This window comes from Neorhizobium sp. S3-V5DH, from assembly GCF_004343065.1.
GTDB classification, from domain to species: Bacteria; Pseudomonadota; Alphaproteobacteria; order Rhizobiales; family Rhizobiaceae; genus Neorhizobium; species Neorhizobium huautlense.
In genome coordinates this window covers 279,059-297,094 of the sequence record NZ_SMCL01000002.1, presented here as the reverse complement: position 1 = coordinate 297,094, position 18,036 = coordinate 279,059, and the positions used below count along the sequence as shown (strand labels likewise).

Below are 18,036 nucleotides of genomic sequence, written 5' to 3'. Positions count from 1 at the left end.
GGATTTCCCCGATGGTGCCTTGACCGGGAGCGGAGGAGCGCCGGCGGTGAGGTCCGCAGGTGTTCGAGTGGAGGAGAATGAATTGATGCTTGGCTACATCTTCAAGCGCCTTGTCTACATGATACCGACCCTGTTCGGCATGTCGCTGATCTCGTTTCTGATCATCCAGCTGCCGCCCGGCGACTATCTGAGCTCGATGATCGCGACCATGAGTGACAGCGGACAGGCGGTCGATCCGGACGAAATCGAGCGGCTGAAGCAGATCTACGGCTTCGACGATCCCTTCTATATCCAATATGTCAAATGGATCTGGGGCATCCTGAGCCGCGGCGATTTCGGCTGGTCCTTCGAATGGAACCAGCCCGTCTCCGGCCTGATCTGGGCGCGCATGGGTTCCACCCTGGTGATCTCGCTCCTGAGCCTGCTGTTCGTCTGGATCGTGGCCTTGCCGATCGGCATCTATTCGGCCGTTCGCCGCCATTCGATCGGCGACCACGTCTTCACCTTCCTCGGCTTCATCGGCCTTGCGGTGCCGAATTTCATCCTGGCGCTGACGCTGATGTATGTCGCCTATCGCTATCTCGGCCAGAGCGTCGGCGGCTTCTTCTCGCCCGAGTATGCGGAGGCCCCCTGGAGCCTCGCCAAGCTCTGGGACCTGCTCGCCCATCTCTGGATACCGATTATCATTATCGGAGCGTCGGGAACGGCAGCGCTGATCCGGATACTGAGGGCTAACCTGACAGACGAGTTGCACAAGCCCTATGTGGTGACCGCCCGCGCCAAGGGACTGCCGGAATACAAGGTGATCCTCAAATATCCGGTGCGGATCGCCCTCAATCCCTTCGTCTCGGCCATCGGCTGGGTCCTGCCCCATCTCGTATCGGGAGTGACGATCACCGCCATCGTCCTGAACCTGCCGACCGCCGGGCCGTTGCTGTTTCGCGCGCTTGTCTCCCAGGACATGTATCTCGCCGGCAGCTTCATCCTGCTTTTGAGCGCGCTTACCCTCGTCGGCATGCTGCTGTCGGATCTGCTGCTGGCGATCCTCGACCCGCGCATCCGGTTCAATTGAGGAGGCGACCATGACGCTGCAAGAAAATCTGGGGCCTCGCATCGACCGGCCCCTTGTGGTCGCCGACGGCCCCTCGATCAGTCCGCTGAAGCAGGGGGGGACGGTCTCCACGGCAACCATCGGTCCCTGGCGGCTGATCGGTCGCAAGCTCTTGCGCCAGAAGGTGGCGATGATCGCGGGCGCGGTCATCCTGATCCTCTATCTGGTCGGCCTGTTCGCCGAATTCCTGGCGCCCTTCCTTCCGACCACGTCGAAGCCGCAATATACCTATGCGCCGCCCCAGGCGATCAGCCTCTTCGTTACCAATCCCGACGGCAGCAGCGACTTCCGGCCGCATGTAAAGGGCTATCGCGTGGAGATCGACAAGGTGGCGCTCAGGCGCACCTTCGTCGTCGACGAGACGAAGGTCGTTCCGATCGGCTTCTTCGTGAAGGGTCCGGCCTACCACCTGTTCGGCCTCATCCCCATGGACCGCCATCTGATCGGGCCGCTCAATCCGGCCGATCCGATGTATCTGCTGGGCACCGACCGGCTCGGACGCGATGTGTTCTCCCGCCTTGTCCATGGCACCCGGGTGTCGATGTCGATCGGCCTTGTCGGGGTCGGGGTCTCCCTGGTGCTTGGCGTCGTGTTTGGGGCGATTTCCGGCTTCTACGGCGGTTGGGTCGACATGCTGATCCAGCGCGTCATCGAGGTGGTGAGCGCCATGCCGACGATCCCCTTGTGGCTCGGACTGGCGGCAGCCATCCCGCTGACATGGTCGCCGCTCACGGTCTATTTCGTCATCACCATCATCGTCTCGCTGCTCGGCTGGACTAGCCTGGCGCGCGAGGTGCGGGGCCGCTTCCTGGCTCTCCGCAGCGAGGATTTCGTCACCGCGGCCCGGCTCGACGGGTCGAGCGAGACGCGACTGATCTTCCGCCACATCCTGCCCTCGCTGACGAGCCACATCCTTGCCGTCGTGACGCTTGCGGTGCCGACCATGATCGTGGCGGAGACCTCGCTCTCCTTCCTGGGTATCGGGCTGAAGCCGCCGGTGGTCAGTTGGGGGGTGCTGTTGCAGGACGCCCAGAACATCCGCACGGTCGCGACCGCGCCCTGGCTGCTGATCTGGCCGTCGCTTGCGGTGGTCGTCGCCGTCCTCTCCTTCAACTTCTTCGGCGACGGCCTGCGCGACGCGGCCGATCCCTATGACAACTGAGGAGCACGGTATGGTTGCCCCCACAGATGACACCGTTCTTTCGGTCGAAGACCTCTCGATCGATTTCCGCCTGCGCACCCATATCCTCCATGCGGTGGAGAAGGTGAGCTTCGAGCTGAAACAGGGCCAGACGCTGTGCCTGGTCGGCGAGAGCGGGTCGGGCAAGAGCGTGACGGCCCGCTCGCTGCTGCAGATCGTCGATCGCCCCGGCCGCATAACGGGCGGGCGCATCCTGCTGACCACGGAGGGCGTCGTCACCGACATCGCCGCCCTGTCTCCCGACAGCACGGCCATGCGCGCCATCCGCGGCCGGCGCATCGGGCTGATCTTCCAGGAACCGATGAGTTCGCTGTCGCCGGTCCACACCATCGGCTCGCAGATCATCGAGGCGATCCGCCTGCATTCGGCATTGGACGCGAAAGCCGCGCGCGAACGCATGATCGAACTGCTCCGGCAGGTCGAAATCGCGGCTCCCGAAAAGATGGCAGACCGCTACACCTTCGAATATTCCGGCGGCATGCGGCAGCGGGCGATGATCGCGATGGCGCTGGCGGGCAATCCCGATATCCTGATCGCCGACGAGCCGACGACCGCGCTCGATGTCACCACGCAGGCGGAGATCCTCGACCTCATCAAGCGGCTGCAGGTCAGCCGCGGCATGGCCATGCTGCTCATCACCCACGACATGGGCGTGGTGGCGGAAGTGGCGGACAAAGTTGCCGTGATGCGTTTCGGCCGCCTCGTCGAGCAGGGTCCGGTCGATCAGATCTACCATCAGCCGGTGCATCCCTATACCTCCCAGTTGCTCGCGTCGACGGTGAAGCTCACGCGCCACGCAGAAGCCCGGCCGCCGGCGGTGACCTCCGGGCCGGAACCGGTGCTGTCCGTGCGCAATCTTAGCAAGACTTTCGGCTCCAACGGCCCTAATGCCATCAAGGCTGTCGACGATGCCAGCTTCGATCTCTATCCCGGCGAAAATCTCGGCATTGTCGGCGAAAGCGGTTCCGGCAAGACCACGCTCGGCCGGCTGATCCTGCGCACGGTCGAGCCCAGCTCGGGAAGCGTGCTCTATCGGGATGGACAGGGCGTGGAGACCGATGTGACGCGGCTTGGCAGGAAGGAGCTGCGGCGCTTCCACCGGGATGTCCGCCTCGTCTTCCAGGATCCCTTTGCCTCGCTCAATCCGCGCATGACGGTCAAGGAGGTGATCGGCGATCCGCTTGTTGTCAACGGTCTCGCCAGGGGCCGGGCGCTGGAGGAGCGGGTTGCCGAGCTGATGCGGCTGGTCGGGCTCGATCCGCAAGCCATGGAACGTTACCCCCACGCCTTTTCCGGTGGCCAGCGCCAACGCATCGGCATCGCCCGGGCGCTGGCGCTCGATCCGCGCATCATCATCGCCGACGAGGCGACCTCTGCGCTCGACGTCTCGATCCGCAGCCAGATCCTCGACCTGCTGCTCGACCTGCGCAAACGGCTGGATCTGAGCTTCCTGTTCATCTCCCACGACATTTCCGTGGTGCGCTATTTCTGCGACCGCGTCGCCGTCATGCATCGCGGCCGGATCGTCGAGATCGGCGATGCCGAGCAGATCTGCACCGCGCCGCGGGAGGCCTATACCCGCAGCCTCATCTCCGCCGTTCCCAATCCCGATCCCCGCGACAAGCGCATGATGCACCGCCAGCGCTTCGTTGCCGCCACGCCTGCCTGAGGATATCCGCATGCCGAAATTTTCCGCCAACCTTTCGTTTCTCTATCAGGAGCTTCCGTTCCTGGAGCGCTTCGCCGCCGCCGCGCGGGATGGCTTCGGCGCGCTGGAATATCTCGGGCCCTATGCCGAGCCCAAGGAAAAGGTCGCAGACGCGCTCGGCGCCAGCGGCCTCGTCCAGGCGCTGTTCAACGTCCCCTCGGGCGATTGGGCCGGCGGCGAGCGGGGTATCGCCTGCCTGCCGGATCGGGTTGAGGAGTTTCGCCAGGGTGTGGCGCAGGCGCTCGATTATGCCGCGGCGTTGAAATGCCCGCAGGTCAACGTGATTTCCGGCTTGGTGCCTGATGGCGCCGATCTCGCGGTTCTCGAAGATACCCTGGTCGACAATCTCAGATATGCCGCCGCGCGCTGTTCCGATGCTGGCGTCAGGCTGCTGATCGAGCCGATCAACCTGCGCGACATCAAGGGCTTCTTCCTGTCGACGACCGACCATGCCGAGCGGATCCTTGAGAGGGTCGGCTCCGACAATCTCTATATCCAATATGATTTCTACCACATGCAGATCATGCAAGGTGACCTGATCCCGACCTTCGCGCGGCTGCAGGAGCGGATCGCCCATGTGCAGATCGCCGACAATCCCGGCCGGGGCGAACCGGGCACGGGCGAGATCAACTACGGCTTCATTCTCTCCGAACTCGACCGCCTCGGCTACGACGGCTGGGTGGGCTGCGAATACAAGCCGCGCGCCGGCACCAGCGAAGGTCTCGGCTGGATGAAACCTTTCCTTGGATGAGGGCAAGATGAATATCGGATTCATAGGACTTGGCGTCATGGGGCGCCCCATGGCGGAACATTTGATCGATGCCGGCCACGCGCTGCATCTGAGCCGCGTCAAGCCGGTGTCGCAGCATCTGGTGGACAAGGGGGCCAAGGCGGCGCCAAGCGCAAGCGCTGTGGCCAGCGCCTGCGACATCGTCATCCTGATGTTGCCCGACACGCCTGATGTGGAGACGGTGCTGTTCGGCAAGGATGGCGTTGCCGAGGGCCTGTCGCCCGGAAAGCTCGTCATCGACATGAGCTCCATTTCGCCCGTGGCCACCAAGGAGTTTGCCCGCCGGATCGAGGCGTTGGGCTGCGACTATCTCGACGCGCCGGTTTCCGGCGGCGAGGTCGGCGCCCGCGCCGCCTCTCTCACCATCATGGTCGGCGGCAGCGAGGCGGCCTTTGCCCGCGCACGGCCGCTATTTGAAAAAATGGGCAAGAACATCACCCTTGTCGGCGGCACCGGTGACGGTCAGACGGCCAAGGTGGCCAACCAGATCATCGTCGGGCTTACCATCGAGGCCGTGTCCGAGGCGCTGCTCTTTGCCCGCCGCGCCGGCGCCGATCCGGCCCGGGTGCGCGAGGCGCTGATGGGCGGCTTTGCCGCCTCTCGCATCCTTGAGGTTCACGGCGACCGCATGGTCAAGCAGACCTTCGATCCCGGCTTTCGCATCCGCCTGCACCGCAAGGACCTGACGCTCGCGGTCGATGCGGCCCGCGCGCTTGATCTCGCTTTGCCCAACACCGCCGCCACCCAGCAGCTGATGAATGCCGCCATCGCCATGGGTGATGGCGATCGCGATCACTCCGCGCTGATCCGCACGCTGGACCTCATCTCAGGCGGAGCCTGCTGACCGCAATCCTGGGCGCGATGGCCTAGCCGACGTGACCGGAGTTTCTCCGGACGGCGAAGCCTTGCCCTGTTACTCGAGAGGACAGACCATGCCGATGACAGACCTGCAATTCCCCTATGGCGCCGTCTATTTCCGCAAGTCGAACCCGCCCCAGGAGCATTGGGAGCGCGATTATGCCGTCGCCGCGCAGGACGGGCTCAACATCTTCCGCCACTGGTTCATGTGGGGTGCGATCGAGACGGCGCCCGGTGTCTATGATTGGGAGGAATATGACCGCCAGCTCGATCTTGCCGCCAAGAACGGGCTGAAGACGGTCATCGCGGAACTGATCCATGCGGTGCCGGACTGGGCCGTGCGCAAGTTTTCCCACGCGCTGCAGGTCAATGCCGATGGCAGCAAGCTCGGCTCCTATATGGGGGTTTCGGCCGCCACGGGCGGCTTCTCCAACAATGGCGGCGGCGCCGGCGCGCTGACCCTCAACTGCCCCGAAGTGAAGGAAGCTGCCGGCGCCTTCCTGACGGCGCTTGCCACCCGCTACAAGGACCATCCGGCCATCTACGGCTACGATGTCTGGAACGAATGCAACTATTCCGCTGACGTGGATTATAGCAGCTATGCCAAGGAAGCCTTCCGCACGTGGCTGGAGGCCAAGTATGGGAGCCTGAAAGCGCTCGCCAAGGCCTGGCACCGCTACAGCTATGCAGAATGGGACGATATCGAGCCGCCGATCCATATGGCTCCCTATCCCGAATGCATCGACTGGCTGCAGTTCAAGCGTGACAACTTCTATGGTCAGATGCAGTGGCGCATCGATACGATCCGGGCGGTCGACAAGAAGAACGTCATCGCCGCCCACGGCATTTCAGGCGCGATCCCCAACATGGCGGCCAATGGCTGCGACGACTGGCTCGCCGCCTCCAAGGTCGATGTCTACGGTTTCACCTGGATCCAGGCGCGCAAGGGCACGGAGCCGTGGAAAAGCTGGTATGGGGTCGATATCAACCGTGCCGCCGCGCGCGGCAAGACCTTCTGGCATGCCGAGCGCCAGGGCGGGCCGCTCTGGCTGCAGCCCCAGGTGATCGGCCGCGACAAGGAGGATGGCCGTGTCGCCGAGCCCGAGGACATTCGCATCTGGAGCATGATCTCGCTTGCGGGCGGCGCGCGCGGCGTGCTGAACCTGCGCTGGCGGCCCCTGCTCGACGGCCCGCTGTTCGGCGCCTTCGGCTCCTATGGCATGGATGGCAGCCGCACCCCGCGCTCGCAAATCGCAAGCGCGATGGCAAAATGGGCCAATGCGCCGGAACAGGCAGCGCTCTGGAAGGCAAAGCCCGTCCGCGGCGAGATCGGCATCCTGGTCGTGCCGGAAACCCAGGAATGGGATTACCTGCTCAATCAGGAGCGGAAGGAGAAGCCCTATCCGGCTGCGATGTGGGGCGCCTATCGCGGCTTCCTCGACCAAGGGCTTCAGCCGGACTGGGTCCATATCGACGACATCGACGCCTATGACCTCCTCTACTTCCCCTACCCCATCATGTTCACGTCTGAGCAGGCGCGGCGACTGGCGGCCTGGGTGGACAAGGGCGGTACGCTGATTGCCGAGGCCTGCCCCGGCTATTTCGGCGATCGCGGCCATGTCGGCCAGGTCCAGCCGAACTTGGGCCTCGATACCGTCTTCGGCGCCCGGGAGGAGGAGGTCGAGTTCATGCCGGATATCGGCGACCGCATTGCCTTGGATTTCGGCGATGTCGCGGTCAAGGGTGGCGGCTTCCTGCAATCCTATCGGCTTGAAGGAGGTACTGCGCGCGGCTATTTCGCGGACGGTCGGCTCGCAGTTGTCGAACACGCTCACGGGAAGGGACGAACCCTGCTGATTGGCACCAACCCGTCCGCGGCCTATTATCGCTCCAACGGCAGTGCCAATGCCGGCTTCTTTGCTGCGCTCCTCGACTGGAGTGAGGTGCGGCGGCATGTGACGCTGTCGAACAGCGCGCTTTCTGCCCGCATCCACCAGGGCGATACCGGGAACTTCCTCTGGCTGGTCAATCCCACACGGGAGTCCCAGACAACGTTGGCCGAACCGGCGCAAGGTCACGGAGCGCCGAAGCCCGGCCCAGCCCTCTGGCCGGCGGGCTACACCTATGATGGAGGGCCTGTCCAGGTGCCGGCGCGCGACGTGGTAATCCTGCCTCTCGTTCCAGCTCAGAAGAGCTGACGGTGCTGGCGATGTAGCGCCGTCGCGACCGGAAGCCACTGCCGGTTGCCCGAGGGGAAACGGCCTGACACGATCGGGCCTCTTGAGTTGTCTCTTTCGTGAGAGTCGTCCTGCCAACGGCTTCCATCGCCTTGAGACACTACAGGGCCGCGGAATTGCCGGCTGCCTGCAAGGAGGAGGGGATGCGATTCTGCCGGGCGAAGAAGCTTCGCCCATTGCCGGCTTTCCGCGTCGCGCGTCCAGAACGCGCTCTGCGTACTAAGACGCAATGCCGAGACCTCTGGAGATCTCATTCAGGCCGGCTGTGCTAACTTCCTTCATGGATCTTCTTCCGATTGCGACTTTTGACAGCCACAGTATGGCGCAACGATGCCGAGTGCGGAGGCTACTTCCCGGCCATTCCTCGATTTCTTCGGCATCGATCTTGAAGGTGAAGAGCCGGGCGCATGACGAGGAGGAAATCCTCTATGAGAGAGGAGCAATGAACGCTTTAAGTCGGTATTGCCTTTGACGCCGTCGCCCCGTGTTGCTTGCCAAAATGCCGCTCGCATAGCTTCAGCAGTTCGACCATCGGAGGCCACTCCGACATTTCTTCGCGAAAGATGATGCCCGAGCGGATCATGCGGCCTCCGAATTCGACAGGCACGGGAAGGATTTTGGGTGAATTTGCTCCGGCGACGGCGGCCTCGGGCAACATGCACAGATAGTCTCCGCGTTGCAGGAAGCCGATCACCGCGACAAGGGATTCCGACCGCACGCGAATATCCGGCGCTTGGCCGAGCCGTTCTATGGCGCCATGGACAGTCTCAAGTTCATAGACCGGATCTGCCGTGTAGACGATCCAGGGATAATCGAGCAGACGCTGGGGCGTACAATTCCCTTTCCCATCCCCGGCCTTGAAGATCGGGTGGTTTTCGCGCGCCACGACACGATCGTAGACGGTCGTGAATTGAAGCTGTCTCAGCCGTTGGCCCGGGCCCTCCGGCATCTCGATTCCTCCAAACACCGCGTCGATGCGGCCCTCTGAGAGATCCGCGGCCGTTTCGCCCCTGAGGCTGCTGCCGATCTCGATCACGACAGCAGGAAACGTGTTCTGCAATTCGCTGATGATCTCCGGCAGTACCACCGCGCGCCAGAGCGGACCGGCGCGCAAACGCAGGCGACCCCTCATGGCGCTTGATGGGTGAGCAAGATCGCTTTCCGCGATCTCCCAATAGCGAGAGAGACGGCTGGCTGCCGTCATTACGCGCGCTCCAAACTCCGTCAGCGACACCCCTTTGGAATGGCGGGTCAGCACAGCCTGGCCGAAATGCTTTTCAAGTTGGGCGATCGAGCGGGTAAGCGCCGGCTGGGTGACATTGAGAAGGGTCGCGGCGCGCCGCAGGCTGCCCGCCTCCGCGATGACCTGCAACCGGAATAGATGGGTGATCTGATCGAGCATCGCGATAAACTCCGTTAATCGCGCCTGAGACTATTTGCATTATCTCTGCATAACAAATTTGACTAGTCTCAAGAATAACCGCTCTGGCAAGGGAAGAGGATGATCCGAGCGGGTGGGAGGAAGATCATGACAAACACGTTTTCCCGTGGCCTTTCGCGCCGCGCATTTCTGCAAACCACCGCGCTCCTGGGGCTCGGCCTCGGCGCCGGCCCGGGTTTCGCACAGAACCTCGTCAAAACGGAAGGTCTCAAGCCTGCAATTGGGCCTTTTCGGTGGCTCGACTCCGGTGGCCAGAAAGGCGAATTCTTCAAGCAATACCTGGCCAAATACGCGCAGATCCAAGGCATTGAAGTCGTCTATGACGGCTTGCCGTGGAAGGAAATCTCGTCGGTCTTGCCGCTCGGCATTCGCAACCAGTCAGCCCCGGACACATTTAACCTTCCTATCGGCATGGAGCCATCGGTCGCCATCGCGGAAGGTTGGCTCCAGCCGATCGACAACTTGATTCCCGATTTCGACACCTGGAAGAAGGCTTATCCCGACGGCGCGTTCGTTGAGGGCGTCAACGTCTTCGGTGGCAGGACTTATGGTTTTCCCTTCTCCACCGAGCGCCGCTTCAACAACGCCCTGCTGTTCAACCAGGATATGATGAACGCTGCCGGTTATGATAAGATCGGTGCCGATCGCGCCCTGACGTTTGAGGAAATGCGGGATGCAGCGAAGAAAATGACCGAAGGCTCCGGCGGTCGGTCCTTCGGCTTCATCATCGGCGGTGCCCAGGAGCAACGCTGGGGAGATGTCGCAACGATGCTGGCCCAGCGCGGCGGCGCGACCGTGGGCAACACCGGCCTGCTGCAGGGCATGGACCTCAAGACCGGCCAGTTTGCCTTTGACCACGATGCTTACGTCGCCGGCGTCGAACTGCTGCTCGCGATGCGCGATGACGGTTCCGTGTTTCCGGGGTGCCTTACCATCATCGCTCCCCAGGCCCGCGAATTCATCACCCAAGGCGCCGCGGGCATGATCATCCAGGGTCCGTGGAATGTGCCGATCTGGGAGGCCACGGCGCCGAGCTTCAAGTTCGGCGTTTCGCCGGGACCGGCGCCCGACGAGGCGTCGCTCGACAACCCGATCTGGGTCATGCAACTGCCGAACTCCGCGAACATGATGTGGTTGAATGCCAAGGCGAAGAATCCCCAATATGCCGGCGACATCTTCCATTGGTTGGGGACCGTCGAAGGCCAGGTGGCCTATGCCAATGTCGCCAGTTCGGCAGACCCCGCCATTTTCCCGGAATCGATCAAGCTCGCCAAACTCAGCGACCGGGCGAAGATCATGTTGAAGATGGCCGAAGATCGCGTGCGCGTCGCGCCCAATCCGCTTGTCCGCCAACCCGGTCTTTCCAAGGTGGCTGCGGCCTATGTCGATCCTACGCCTAATCTGGCCCAGGCGGTCCAGGGTCTTTTCTCGGGCCAGCTCAGTGGCGTGAAGGCAACCTTGAAAAAGGCGTCCGATGCCCGCAACAAAGCCCTCGACACAGCGATTGCCAAGGCGAAGGCCGCCGGTGCGGGTGTCAGTCGCGACGACTTCGTTTTCGCAAACTGGGACCCTTCCCGTGACTTCGGTCCCGCAGACTACGCCAAGCTCTAGCTTCGCGCGAAGGTCCGGCTGGCTCCACGTTCGCTAGCGTCTCCTCCCGGTGGTCCCGGGGCTCATGTCCCGGACGACCTTTACAGCAACGAAAAAGGCAAGGCTGCCATGGCGGCAATTTCACATATACTGGAGCGCGGCGCTGAGGGCGCCACGCTCGGCCAGCGGATCTGGAAATCGCGGATCGACTACCTGTTCCTCATTCCCGGCATGCTGGTGTTCGGCGCGTTCATTTTCTGGCCGATGATTGCCTCGTTCTACTATTCGACGCTGGACTGGACCGGCTTCGGGGCACATTCCGAATTCATCGGCCTTGCAAACTACGCCGAGCTCTTGAACGACGAGTTCTTCTACTCGGCTTTCAAACGCTCATTCCTGTTCATGCTGGCGACGGTGCCGTTCCAGATGATCGTCGGTCTCATGCTCGCGATTGTGCTGAACAACAAGTTTTTGAAGCTTGCGACCGTCTTCCGAGCCATGATCTTTCTTCCCGTCGTCTCACCGGTCGCCGTCATCGCAATTGTGATGGTGCTGATGCTCAGTCCCTTTAACGGGCCGATCAATGGTTTCCTGATCGAGACCCATCTCGTCTCCCGCGCGGTCGATCTACTCGGTTCGCCGCAGATGGTGCTGTGGACCCTTGCGGGCATTTTCGTCTGGAAATGGACAGGCATCACCCTCGTCTACTGGCTTGCGGCGTTGCAAACGGTTCCGGACGAACTCTACGAGGCCGCCAAGCTCGACGGTGTGAAAACATGGCAGGTCATCGTGCACATCGTGCTGCCGATCGTCGCGCCATTCGCTGTCGTTATCGGGCTCATCTCGGCCATCAGCGCTCTCAACGTGTTTCCGCTGATCCAGGCGACCACGCAGGGAGGTCCGTTCTTTTCGTCGGAGGTCATGGAGGTCTACATCTTCCGTACCGCCTTCGCACCGTCGTCGGGGCAGTTCCCACGCCTTGGTTATGCGTCTGCTGCAGGCGTGATCTTCGGCCTCTCGATCATGGCGCTTACCATTCTCCAGGTCATTGCGGTGCGCCGCGTCCGTCGCAAGGAGGCAGAAAATGTCTGATGCCGCTCTGCCCTCAGGCCGCATGCGGCAATCGATCTTCACACCCAGGCGCAAGCGGTTCATCACCTCGATTGTGCTTGCCGTGATGTGCGTGATCTGGATCTACCCGCTGATCTGGATGATCGCCGCGTCGTTCAAGCCCAATTCGGAACTGTTCACCAACCCGGGAATGATCCCCTACAAACCGACCTTTGAGAACTACGAGCGTGCCTGGACCGAAGCCAACATGCAGCGCTATTTCTTCAACACGCTGTTCGTGACGGTCGGTTCGGTCTTGATTACCACGATCGCGGCAGCGCTCGGTGGCTATGTCCTCGGACGCCGGGAGTTTCCCGGAAAATGGCCTCTGATGGGGCTGATGGTGTTTACCCTCTTCATTCCGCAGGGCTACACGATCATTCCCGTGTTCCAGCTGCTCACCACGCTTGGCCTTGGCCAGTCGCTCTGGGGCTTGATGCTCGCGACCTGCGGCCACTCGATCGTGATCTTCATCCTGCTGTTTGCCGGATATTTCACGCAAATGCCGAGGGAGCTGGAAGAGGCCAGCCGCATGGACGGTGTCGGACCGGTCAAGACCTTCTGGTACGTCATGCTACCGCTCGCCAAGCCGATCGTGGTGACTGTCGTGGTCATGCAGTCGCTGCAGGCCTGGAACGACTTCCTTTTGCCGCTCGTCATCACGCTTGCCAATCCGGCGATGCGCACGCTCAGCGTCGGCATCTATTCCTTCAAGGGTGAGCATTTTGTCGACTGGGGTGGAATGATGGCGGCGTCCACGATCGCCATCGGCCCCATCGTGCTGCTGTTCCTCTTCCTTCAACGCTACTTCATCGACGGCCTCGCCGGCGCAGTCAAAGGCTGATCTGGAGATCATCATGTCTGGTGTCAAACTCACAAACGTCAAAAAAAGCTATGGCGCGCTCGAGGTTATCCGCGGGGTCGATATCGTTATCGAAGAGGGCGAATTCTGCGTCTTCGTCGGCCCATCAGGTTGCGGAAAATCAACGCTTCTGCGGATGATCGCCGGCCTTGAGGAGATATCGGCCGGGACAATCGCGATTGGTGATCGCAGGGTCAACGACCTCGATCCGAGCCAGCGCGGCACGGCCATGGTGTTCCAAACCTACGCGCTCTATCCGCATATGACCGTCGAACGCAATATGGGTTTCGGACTGCTTATGAACGGTGTCGCCAAGAGCGAGGTCAAGGCCAAGGTCGATAAAGCTGCAAAGATCCTGCAGATCGAGACACTGCTCAACCGCAAACCCAGGCAGTTGTCCGGCGGCCAGCGTCAGCGTGTCGCCATCGGCCGTGCCATTGTCCGGGATCCGGAAGTTTTCCTGTTCGATGAGCCGCTATCCAACCTGGATGCCGAACTGCGGGTCGCCACGCGCCTGGAGATCGCCAAGCTTCACAGCCAACTCCAGGGCGCCACCATGGTCTATGTCACCCATGACCAGGTCGAGGCGATGACACTTGCGGACAAGATAGTGGTGCTGCGCGATGGCCGGGTTGAGCAGATCGGCGCGCCCATGGAGCTTTACGAGAGCCCCGACAATATCTTCGTCGCCGGCTTCATCGGTTCACCAAAGATGAATTTCGTCGAAGTGAAGCACGGTAAGCTGCCGGATGGCAGCCCGCTTAAGCTTTCGGGATCGCAATCCGATGCCGTCGCAACGCTCGGCGTACGGGCCGATGCGCTGGGGGCCGGGCCAGATGCCGGAACGATTGCAGGCGAGGTCAGTGTCGTCGAGCGGCTGGGCGACGCCGAATTCGTTCATTTCCGTACCCCTTGGGGACAGGAACTCGTGGCCCGCTTTCCACCCGGCGCCGCTGTGCGCGTCAGGGACAGTTTGCAATTCGCGCTGACCGGCAAGGTTCATTTCTTTGATGCAGAGGGAAGGGTGCTCCGGGATGTCGCCATGGCCGGCAACCCGGTGGCGGCCGAGGCCTGATGAAGGAGTAAAGACAGAATGCGCCCCAACATTATTTTCATCCTTTCCGACGATCACGCGGCCCGCGCGATCAGCGCCTATGGTGCTGGACTGAACAATACCCCCAATCTCGACCGGCTTGCCAATGAGGGGCTGCGTCACGACGCCTGCTATGTGACCAACTCGATCTGCACGCCTTCGCGCGCCGCGATCCTCACGGGCACGCACAACCACGTAAATTGCGTGACGACGCTGGATACGCATATCGACAATCGCTGGCCGAACGTTGCCAAGACGCTGAGGGCAAACGGATATGCTACGGCGATCTTCGGCAAGTGGCATCTCGGCGAAGGTCCGGTTCACGAGCCGACCGGCTTTGACGAATGGGCAGTTGTGCCGGGCCAGGGCGATTATTGGGATCCGGCCTTCATCTCGCCGGAGGGGCGCAAGCGGATCCCCGGATATGCGACCGACATCATCACCGATATGTCGATCGACTTCATCCAACGGAAGAAGGAAGATGACGCCCCCTTCTTCCTGATGTGCCACCACAAGGCGCCGCATCGCAACTTCATCCCCCATCCCAAATGGGACCATCTGTGGGCGGACGAAGATCTGCCGCTGCCCGAGACCTTCAACGACGACTATGCCAATCGCGCCAAAGCCGCCCAGGCGGCCAGGATGCGCATCAGACATGACATGAACTGGGAAGACCTGGGTCTCGTCCAGCCTGAAGGTCCGCAAGGTGTCGCCGGCGAGCTGATGGTGGATGGCTGGCACATTCGCAAGGTACCGGAATTGATGGAAGGCGAGACCATCACCGTCATCGACTCCAAGACGGGGGAGAACTACACGTTCGACGACCCGCGATCCTTCGCCGAGTTCAAGTACCAGCGTTACATGAAGCGCTACCTGCGAACCGTGCAGTCGATCGACGAAAATGTCGGCCGCCTGCTCGATTACCTCGATGAAGCCGGCCTCGCCGACAATACGCTGGTCATCTACTCTTCCGATCAGGGTTTCTTTCTGGGCGAGCATGGCTGGTTCGACAAGCGCTTCATGTACGAGGAAAGCCTGCAGATGCCTCTTTTGGCCAGGCTTCCGGGCTCCATTCCGGCGGGCCGTATCACCAGGGACATCTCCTGTAATGTCGACTTTGCCCCGACTTTCCTGGATTATGCCGGGATCGCGAAACCCTCCTACATGCAGGGCACCAGCCTGCGCTCTGTTTTCGAAGGCAATACCCCGAAAGACTGGGACCAGCTCGCCTATCACCGCTACTGGATGCATAACGACATCATCCACGGCGCCTGGGCCCATTACGGTGTGCGCGACCAGCGCTATAAGCTGATCTACTGGTACAATGACGACCTGGGCCAGCTCGGCGCACACCCCAACGGAGCGCCACCCGAATGGGAGTTGTTCGATTGCGAAAAGGATCCGTCCGAGATCAACAACCTTGCAGATGATCCCGCCTACGCCGGCGTGTTCGAGATGATGATCGCCAAGCTGGATCGCAAGATGGCCGATATCGGCGACATGCCGGAGCACGACACGGCGGCAGCCCTTTCCGCCCGAGCTGCAAAAGCGGCCTGACATGAGCTGCTGCGGATCAACAGGTGGCCATGTCCGGCGGCAAAAGACAGAGGGCGGCGCACATGCCGTCGCCCCCGACATTGCCGATGCGCGGGCGCCGGCGCGCGTGGCCTTTCCTGCCGCCAGGGTGCATACCGGCACGCGAACCCCGTCAATTCCGCTCGATGGCGAAGGGGTCTACCGGGAGCACAAGCTTAAGGGATTTTCTGTCGACGCCACCCTTGTCACCAATTCCCGCTTTGCCGCTTTCGTGGCGGAGACGGGCTATGTCACCGAATCCGAGCGGTTCGGGTGGGGCCTGGTCTTCCGGGGTCTCCTCCCGAAGCCGCAGACGGTGGCACCTTCGCGCTCAGAGACCCCCTGGTGGGTCAAGATCGATGGCGCCTGCTGGCATTCGCCCATGGGTCCCGGAAGTTCGGTAGCGGATCGGGCGGACCATCCCGTCAGCCACATTTCCTGGGAGGACGCCAACGCCTTTGCCAAGTGGGCCGGAGGTCGGCTGCCAACGGAAGCGGAATGGGAATACGCCGCCCGCGGCGGACTCCCCGATCCGAAATTTCCGTGGGGAGACAAAGAGCCGGACGACACGTCATTCATGCCCTGCAACATCTGGCAGGGGCGATTTCCGGAGGAAAATACGCTGGCCGATGGATGGATCGGCACGTCGCCGGTCACGGCTTTCCCGCCAAACGGCGCGGGCCTTTTTGACATGGCCGGAAATGTCTGGGAATGGACCGCCGAGCCGTTCCGGATACGCTCTGCGAGCCGGTTGGCCGCACAACGCAACGAGGCTTCCCGAACCCTCGGTCAGAAGCTGATGAAGGGCGGCAGTTTCCTCTGCCATATCAGCTATTGCTATCGCTATCGGATTGCCGCTCGTCTCGCACTCGTGGCGGACAGCGGGGCGTGCAATTCCGGCCTTCGGGTATTTTATGACGGTTGAGGTAAGTGATGCGTCTGATCTTCCTTCTGTTCGATTCACTCAACCGTAGCGCCCTTGGCGCCTATGGCGGCAAGATTGAAACTCCCAATTTCGATCGCCTCGCGGCACGCTCGGTCACCTTCGACAGCCATTATGTGGGCAGCCTTCCGTGCATTCCGGCGCGCCGCGACATACAGACCGGCCGCGCCAACTTTTTTCATCGCTCATGGGGGCCGATGGAACCCTATGACACCAGCTTCTGTGAAATGCTCCGTGCGAAGGGAATTTATTCGCACCTTGTCACAGACCATTTCCATTATTTTCAGAATGGGGGCTCGGGCTACAACACCCGCTACGACAGCTGGGATTTCATTCGAGGCCAGGAATACGACACCTGGAAGGCCGTGGTCGAACCACCTTTGGCCCAGTTCGCCGAAGAGTATGATCAGCGTCACTATGATCCGAAGAAGAAGCCCGGGCGGATCGTCCATGCGATCAACCGCCTTTACGAGAAGGATGAGAGCGACCTTCCCACTCCGCGCTGTTTCGCATCGGCTTTCGAGTTTCTCGAGGCCAACAAATCCGCCGACAACTGGATGCTGCAGCTTGAGCTTTTCGATCCGCATGAGCCGTTTCATGCCCCGTCGCGCTTCCGGCGCGAAGGCGACAGCAACTGGAAGGGCGGGGTGCTGAACTGGCCGGATTACGTGCCGGTCAACGAGACGGATGATGAGATCGCTGAGATCCGCGCCAACTATGCGGCCCAGATCCGCATGCTCGATGAATATCTCGGCCGGCTGTTCGATTTCATGGACAGCAACGAAATGTGGAGTGACACGGCGATCGTACTCTCCACCGATCACGGCTTCTTGCTCGGCGAACATGGCTGGTGGGGCAAGAGCCGGATGCCGTATTATGAAGAGATGTCGCATATCCCCCTGATCGTCTATCATCCTGCGCATGCCGAACAAGCGGGCCAGCGCTTGCAGGTGTTGACGCAGACCGTCGACATCATGCCAACCATCCTCGATGTTTTCGGTATCCCGCCTGAAACTGATGTGACCGGACGCTCACTTCTCTCGGCTGTAGCCGGCAAGACCTGCGACGACAGGATCATCGCATTCGGTCTCTTTGCCGGGCCTATCGGCGTGACCGATGGCCGGTACGTGATGCTGCACTACCCGCCCGATGTGTTAGGCGACGGCCTTTGCGAATATACATTGATGCCGCAGCATATGGTTCAACCATTCACGGCCGCCGAGATGGCCACGGCGAGGATGGCGCCGCCCTTTAACTTCACGAAGAGCATGCCACTGCTGCGCATCGAGGCGACGCGCGAGGCACGACGACCGCCCAATCTCGGCGGTTCATTCCTCGACCAAGGTTTTCGTCTCTTCGATCTTCAGATGGACCCGCAGCAGCAGAAACCCATACGCGACGCGAATGTGGAAGCGCGGCTTTACGAGGGCCTAAGGCATTATATGCAGGCTCATGATGCACCCGCCGAAAGCTATGGCTGGCAAGGGCTCTGAGACGGATGGACAGGCAAAGCCAAG

The 18,036-nt window shown here is 61.6% G+C and carries 14 protein-coding genes; 13 read left to right on the top strand and 1 reads right to left on the bottom strand.

Annotated features, from left to right (window positions below):
• Positions 1-85: 85 nt before the first annotated feature.
• From EDE09_RS04930 to EDE09_RS04905, 6 genes are all read left to right on the top strand, one after another.
• Positions 86-1,072: an ABC transporter permease gene (locus tag EDE09_RS04930; protein WP_105374362.1), complete on the top strand. Its 987-nt coding sequence runs from the start codon at positions 86-88 to the stop codon at positions 1,070-1,072.
• Between the two features lie 10 nt (positions 1,073-1,082).
• Positions 1,083-2,273 (top strand): ABC transporter permease, encoded by a 1,191-nt coding sequence (locus EDE09_RS04925; RefSeq protein WP_105374361.1) that lies wholly within the window; start codon positions 1,083-1,085, stop codon positions 2,271-2,273.
• A 10-nt stretch (positions 2,274-2,283) separates the two neighbouring features.
• Positions 2,284-3,981, top strand: a complete 1,698-nt coding sequence (locus tag EDE09_RS04920; RefSeq protein WP_105374360.1) for an ABC transporter ATP-binding protein — start codon at positions 2,284-2,286, stop codon at positions 3,979-3,981.
• Between the two features lie 10 nt (positions 3,982-3,991).
• A complete protein-coding gene (gene otnI, locus EDE09_RS04915) occupies positions 3,992-4,771 on the top strand; it encodes a 2-oxo-tetronate isomerase (RefSeq protein WP_105374359.1) in 780 nt (259 codons plus the stop codon).
• 7 nt (positions 4,772-4,778) lie between these two features.
• Positions 4,779-5,654, top strand: a complete 876-nt coding sequence (locus tag EDE09_RS04910; RefSeq protein ID WP_105374371.1) for a 2-hydroxy-3-oxopropionate reductase — start codon at positions 4,779-4,781, stop codon at positions 5,652-5,654.
• A gap of 88 nt (positions 5,655-5,742) precedes the next feature.
• Positions 5,743-7,866 (top strand): beta-galactosidase, encoded by a 2,124-nt coding sequence (locus EDE09_RS04905; protein WP_132409263.1) that lies wholly within the window; start codon positions 5,743-5,745, stop codon positions 7,864-7,866.
• 490 nt (positions 7,867-8,356) lie between these two features.
• On the opposite strand, the gene EDE09_RS04900 is transcribed toward EDE09_RS04905, so the two are convergent.
• Positions 8,357-9,307, bottom strand: a complete 951-nt coding sequence (locus tag EDE09_RS04900) for a LysR family transcriptional regulator (protein WP_105374357.1) — start codon at positions 9,305-9,307, stop codon at positions 8,357-8,359.
• A 126-nt stretch (positions 9,308-9,433) separates the two neighbouring features.
• On the opposite strand from EDE09_RS04900, the gene EDE09_RS04895 reads away from it, so the two are divergent.
• From EDE09_RS04895 to EDE09_RS04865, 7 genes are all read left to right on the top strand, one after another.
• Positions 9,434-10,957, top strand: coding sequence for an extracellular solute-binding protein (locus tag EDE09_RS04895; protein ID WP_105374356.1), 1,524 nt, complete (start codon positions 9,434-9,436; stop codon positions 10,955-10,957).
• A gap of 108 nt (positions 10,958-11,065) precedes the next feature.
• Positions 11,066-12,028 (top strand): sugar ABC transporter permease, encoded by a 963-nt coding sequence (locus EDE09_RS04890; protein ID WP_132409261.1) that lies wholly within the window; start codon positions 11,066-11,068, stop codon positions 12,026-12,028.
• Positions 12,021-12,890, top strand: a complete 870-nt coding sequence (locus EDE09_RS04885; protein WP_132409259.1) for a carbohydrate ABC transporter permease — start codon at positions 12,021-12,023, stop codon at positions 12,888-12,890. The genes EDE09_RS04890 and EDE09_RS04885 overlap by 8 nt, the downstream gene beginning before the upstream one ends.
• A 13-nt stretch (positions 12,891-12,903) precedes the next feature.
• A complete protein-coding gene (gene ugpC, locus EDE09_RS04880) occupies positions 12,904-13,983 on the top strand; it encodes a sn-glycerol-3-phosphate ABC transporter ATP-binding protein UgpC (RefSeq protein WP_132409257.1) in 1,080 nt (359 codons plus the stop codon).
• A gap of 18 nt (positions 13,984-14,001) precedes the next feature.
• Complete coding sequence (locus EDE09_RS04875) at positions 14,002-15,558, top strand: sulfatase (RefSeq protein ID WP_132409255.1); 1,557 nt, start codon at positions 14,002-14,004, stop codon at positions 15,556-15,558.
• A gap of 1 nt (position 15,559) precedes the next feature.
• Positions 15,560-16,501: a formylglycine-generating enzyme family protein gene (locus EDE09_RS04870; protein WP_132409253.1), complete on the top strand. Its 942-nt coding sequence runs from the start codon at positions 15,560-15,562 to the stop codon at positions 16,499-16,501.
• A gap of 8 nt (positions 16,502-16,509) precedes the next feature.
• Positions 16,510-18,012 (top strand): sulfatase, encoded by a 1,503-nt coding sequence (locus EDE09_RS04865; RefSeq protein ID WP_132409251.1) that lies wholly within the window; start codon positions 16,510-16,512, stop codon positions 18,010-18,012.
• The last annotated feature ends 24 nt before the right edge of the window (positions 18,013-18,036 follow it).

What these genes read in the sequence shown, in the direction of transcription:
- EDE09_RS04930 (WP_105374362.1), top strand. Translation starts at nt 86, where the DNA reads ATGCTTGGCTACATCTTCAAGCGCCTTGTCTACATGATACCGACCCTG.
- EDE09_RS04925 (WP_105374361.1), top strand. Translation starts at nt 1,083, where the DNA reads ATGACGCTGCAAGAAAATCTGGGGCCTCGCATCGACCGGCCCCTTGTG.
- EDE09_RS04920 (WP_105374360.1), top strand. Translation starts at nt 2,284, where the DNA reads ATGGTTGCCCCCACAGATGACACCGTTCTTTCGGTCGAAGACCTCTCG.
- otnI (WP_105374359.1), top strand. Translation starts at nt 3,992, where the DNA reads ATGCCGAAATTTTCCGCCAACCTTTCGTTTCTCTATCAGGAGCTTCCG.
- EDE09_RS04910 (WP_105374371.1), top strand. Translation starts at nt 4,779, where the DNA reads ATGAATATCGGATTCATAGGACTTGGCGTCATGGGGCGCCCCATGGCG.
- EDE09_RS04905 (WP_132409263.1), top strand. Translation starts at nt 5,743, where the DNA reads ATGCCGATGACAGACCTGCAATTCCCCTATGGCGCCGTCTATTTCCGC.
- EDE09_RS04900 (WP_105374357.1), bottom strand. Translation starts at nt 9,307, where the DNA reads ATGCTCGATCAGATCACCCATCTATTCCGGTTGCAGGTCATCGCGGAG.
- EDE09_RS04895 (WP_105374356.1), top strand. Translation starts at nt 9,434, where the DNA reads ATGACAAACACGTTTTCCCGTGGCCTTTCGCGCCGCGCATTTCTGCAA.
- EDE09_RS04890 (WP_132409261.1), top strand. Translation starts at nt 11,066, where the DNA reads ATGGCGGCAATTTCACATATACTGGAGCGCGGCGCTGAGGGCGCCACG.
- EDE09_RS04885 (WP_132409259.1), top strand. Translation starts at nt 12,021, where the DNA reads ATGTCTGATGCCGCTCTGCCCTCAGGCCGCATGCGGCAATCGATCTTC.
- ugpC (WP_132409257.1), top strand. Translation starts at nt 12,904, where the DNA reads ATGTCTGGTGTCAAACTCACAAACGTCAAAAAAAGCTATGGCGCGCTC.
- EDE09_RS04875 (WP_132409255.1), top strand. Translation starts at nt 14,002, where the DNA reads ATGCGCCCCAACATTATTTTCATCCTTTCCGACGATCACGCGGCCCGC.
- EDE09_RS04870 (WP_132409253.1), top strand. Translation starts at nt 15,560, where the DNA reads ATGAGCTGCTGCGGATCAACAGGTGGCCATGTCCGGCGGCAAAAGACA.
- EDE09_RS04865 (WP_132409251.1), top strand. Translation starts at nt 16,510, where the DNA reads ATGCGTCTGATCTTCCTTCTGTTCGATTCACTCAACCGTAGCGCCCTT.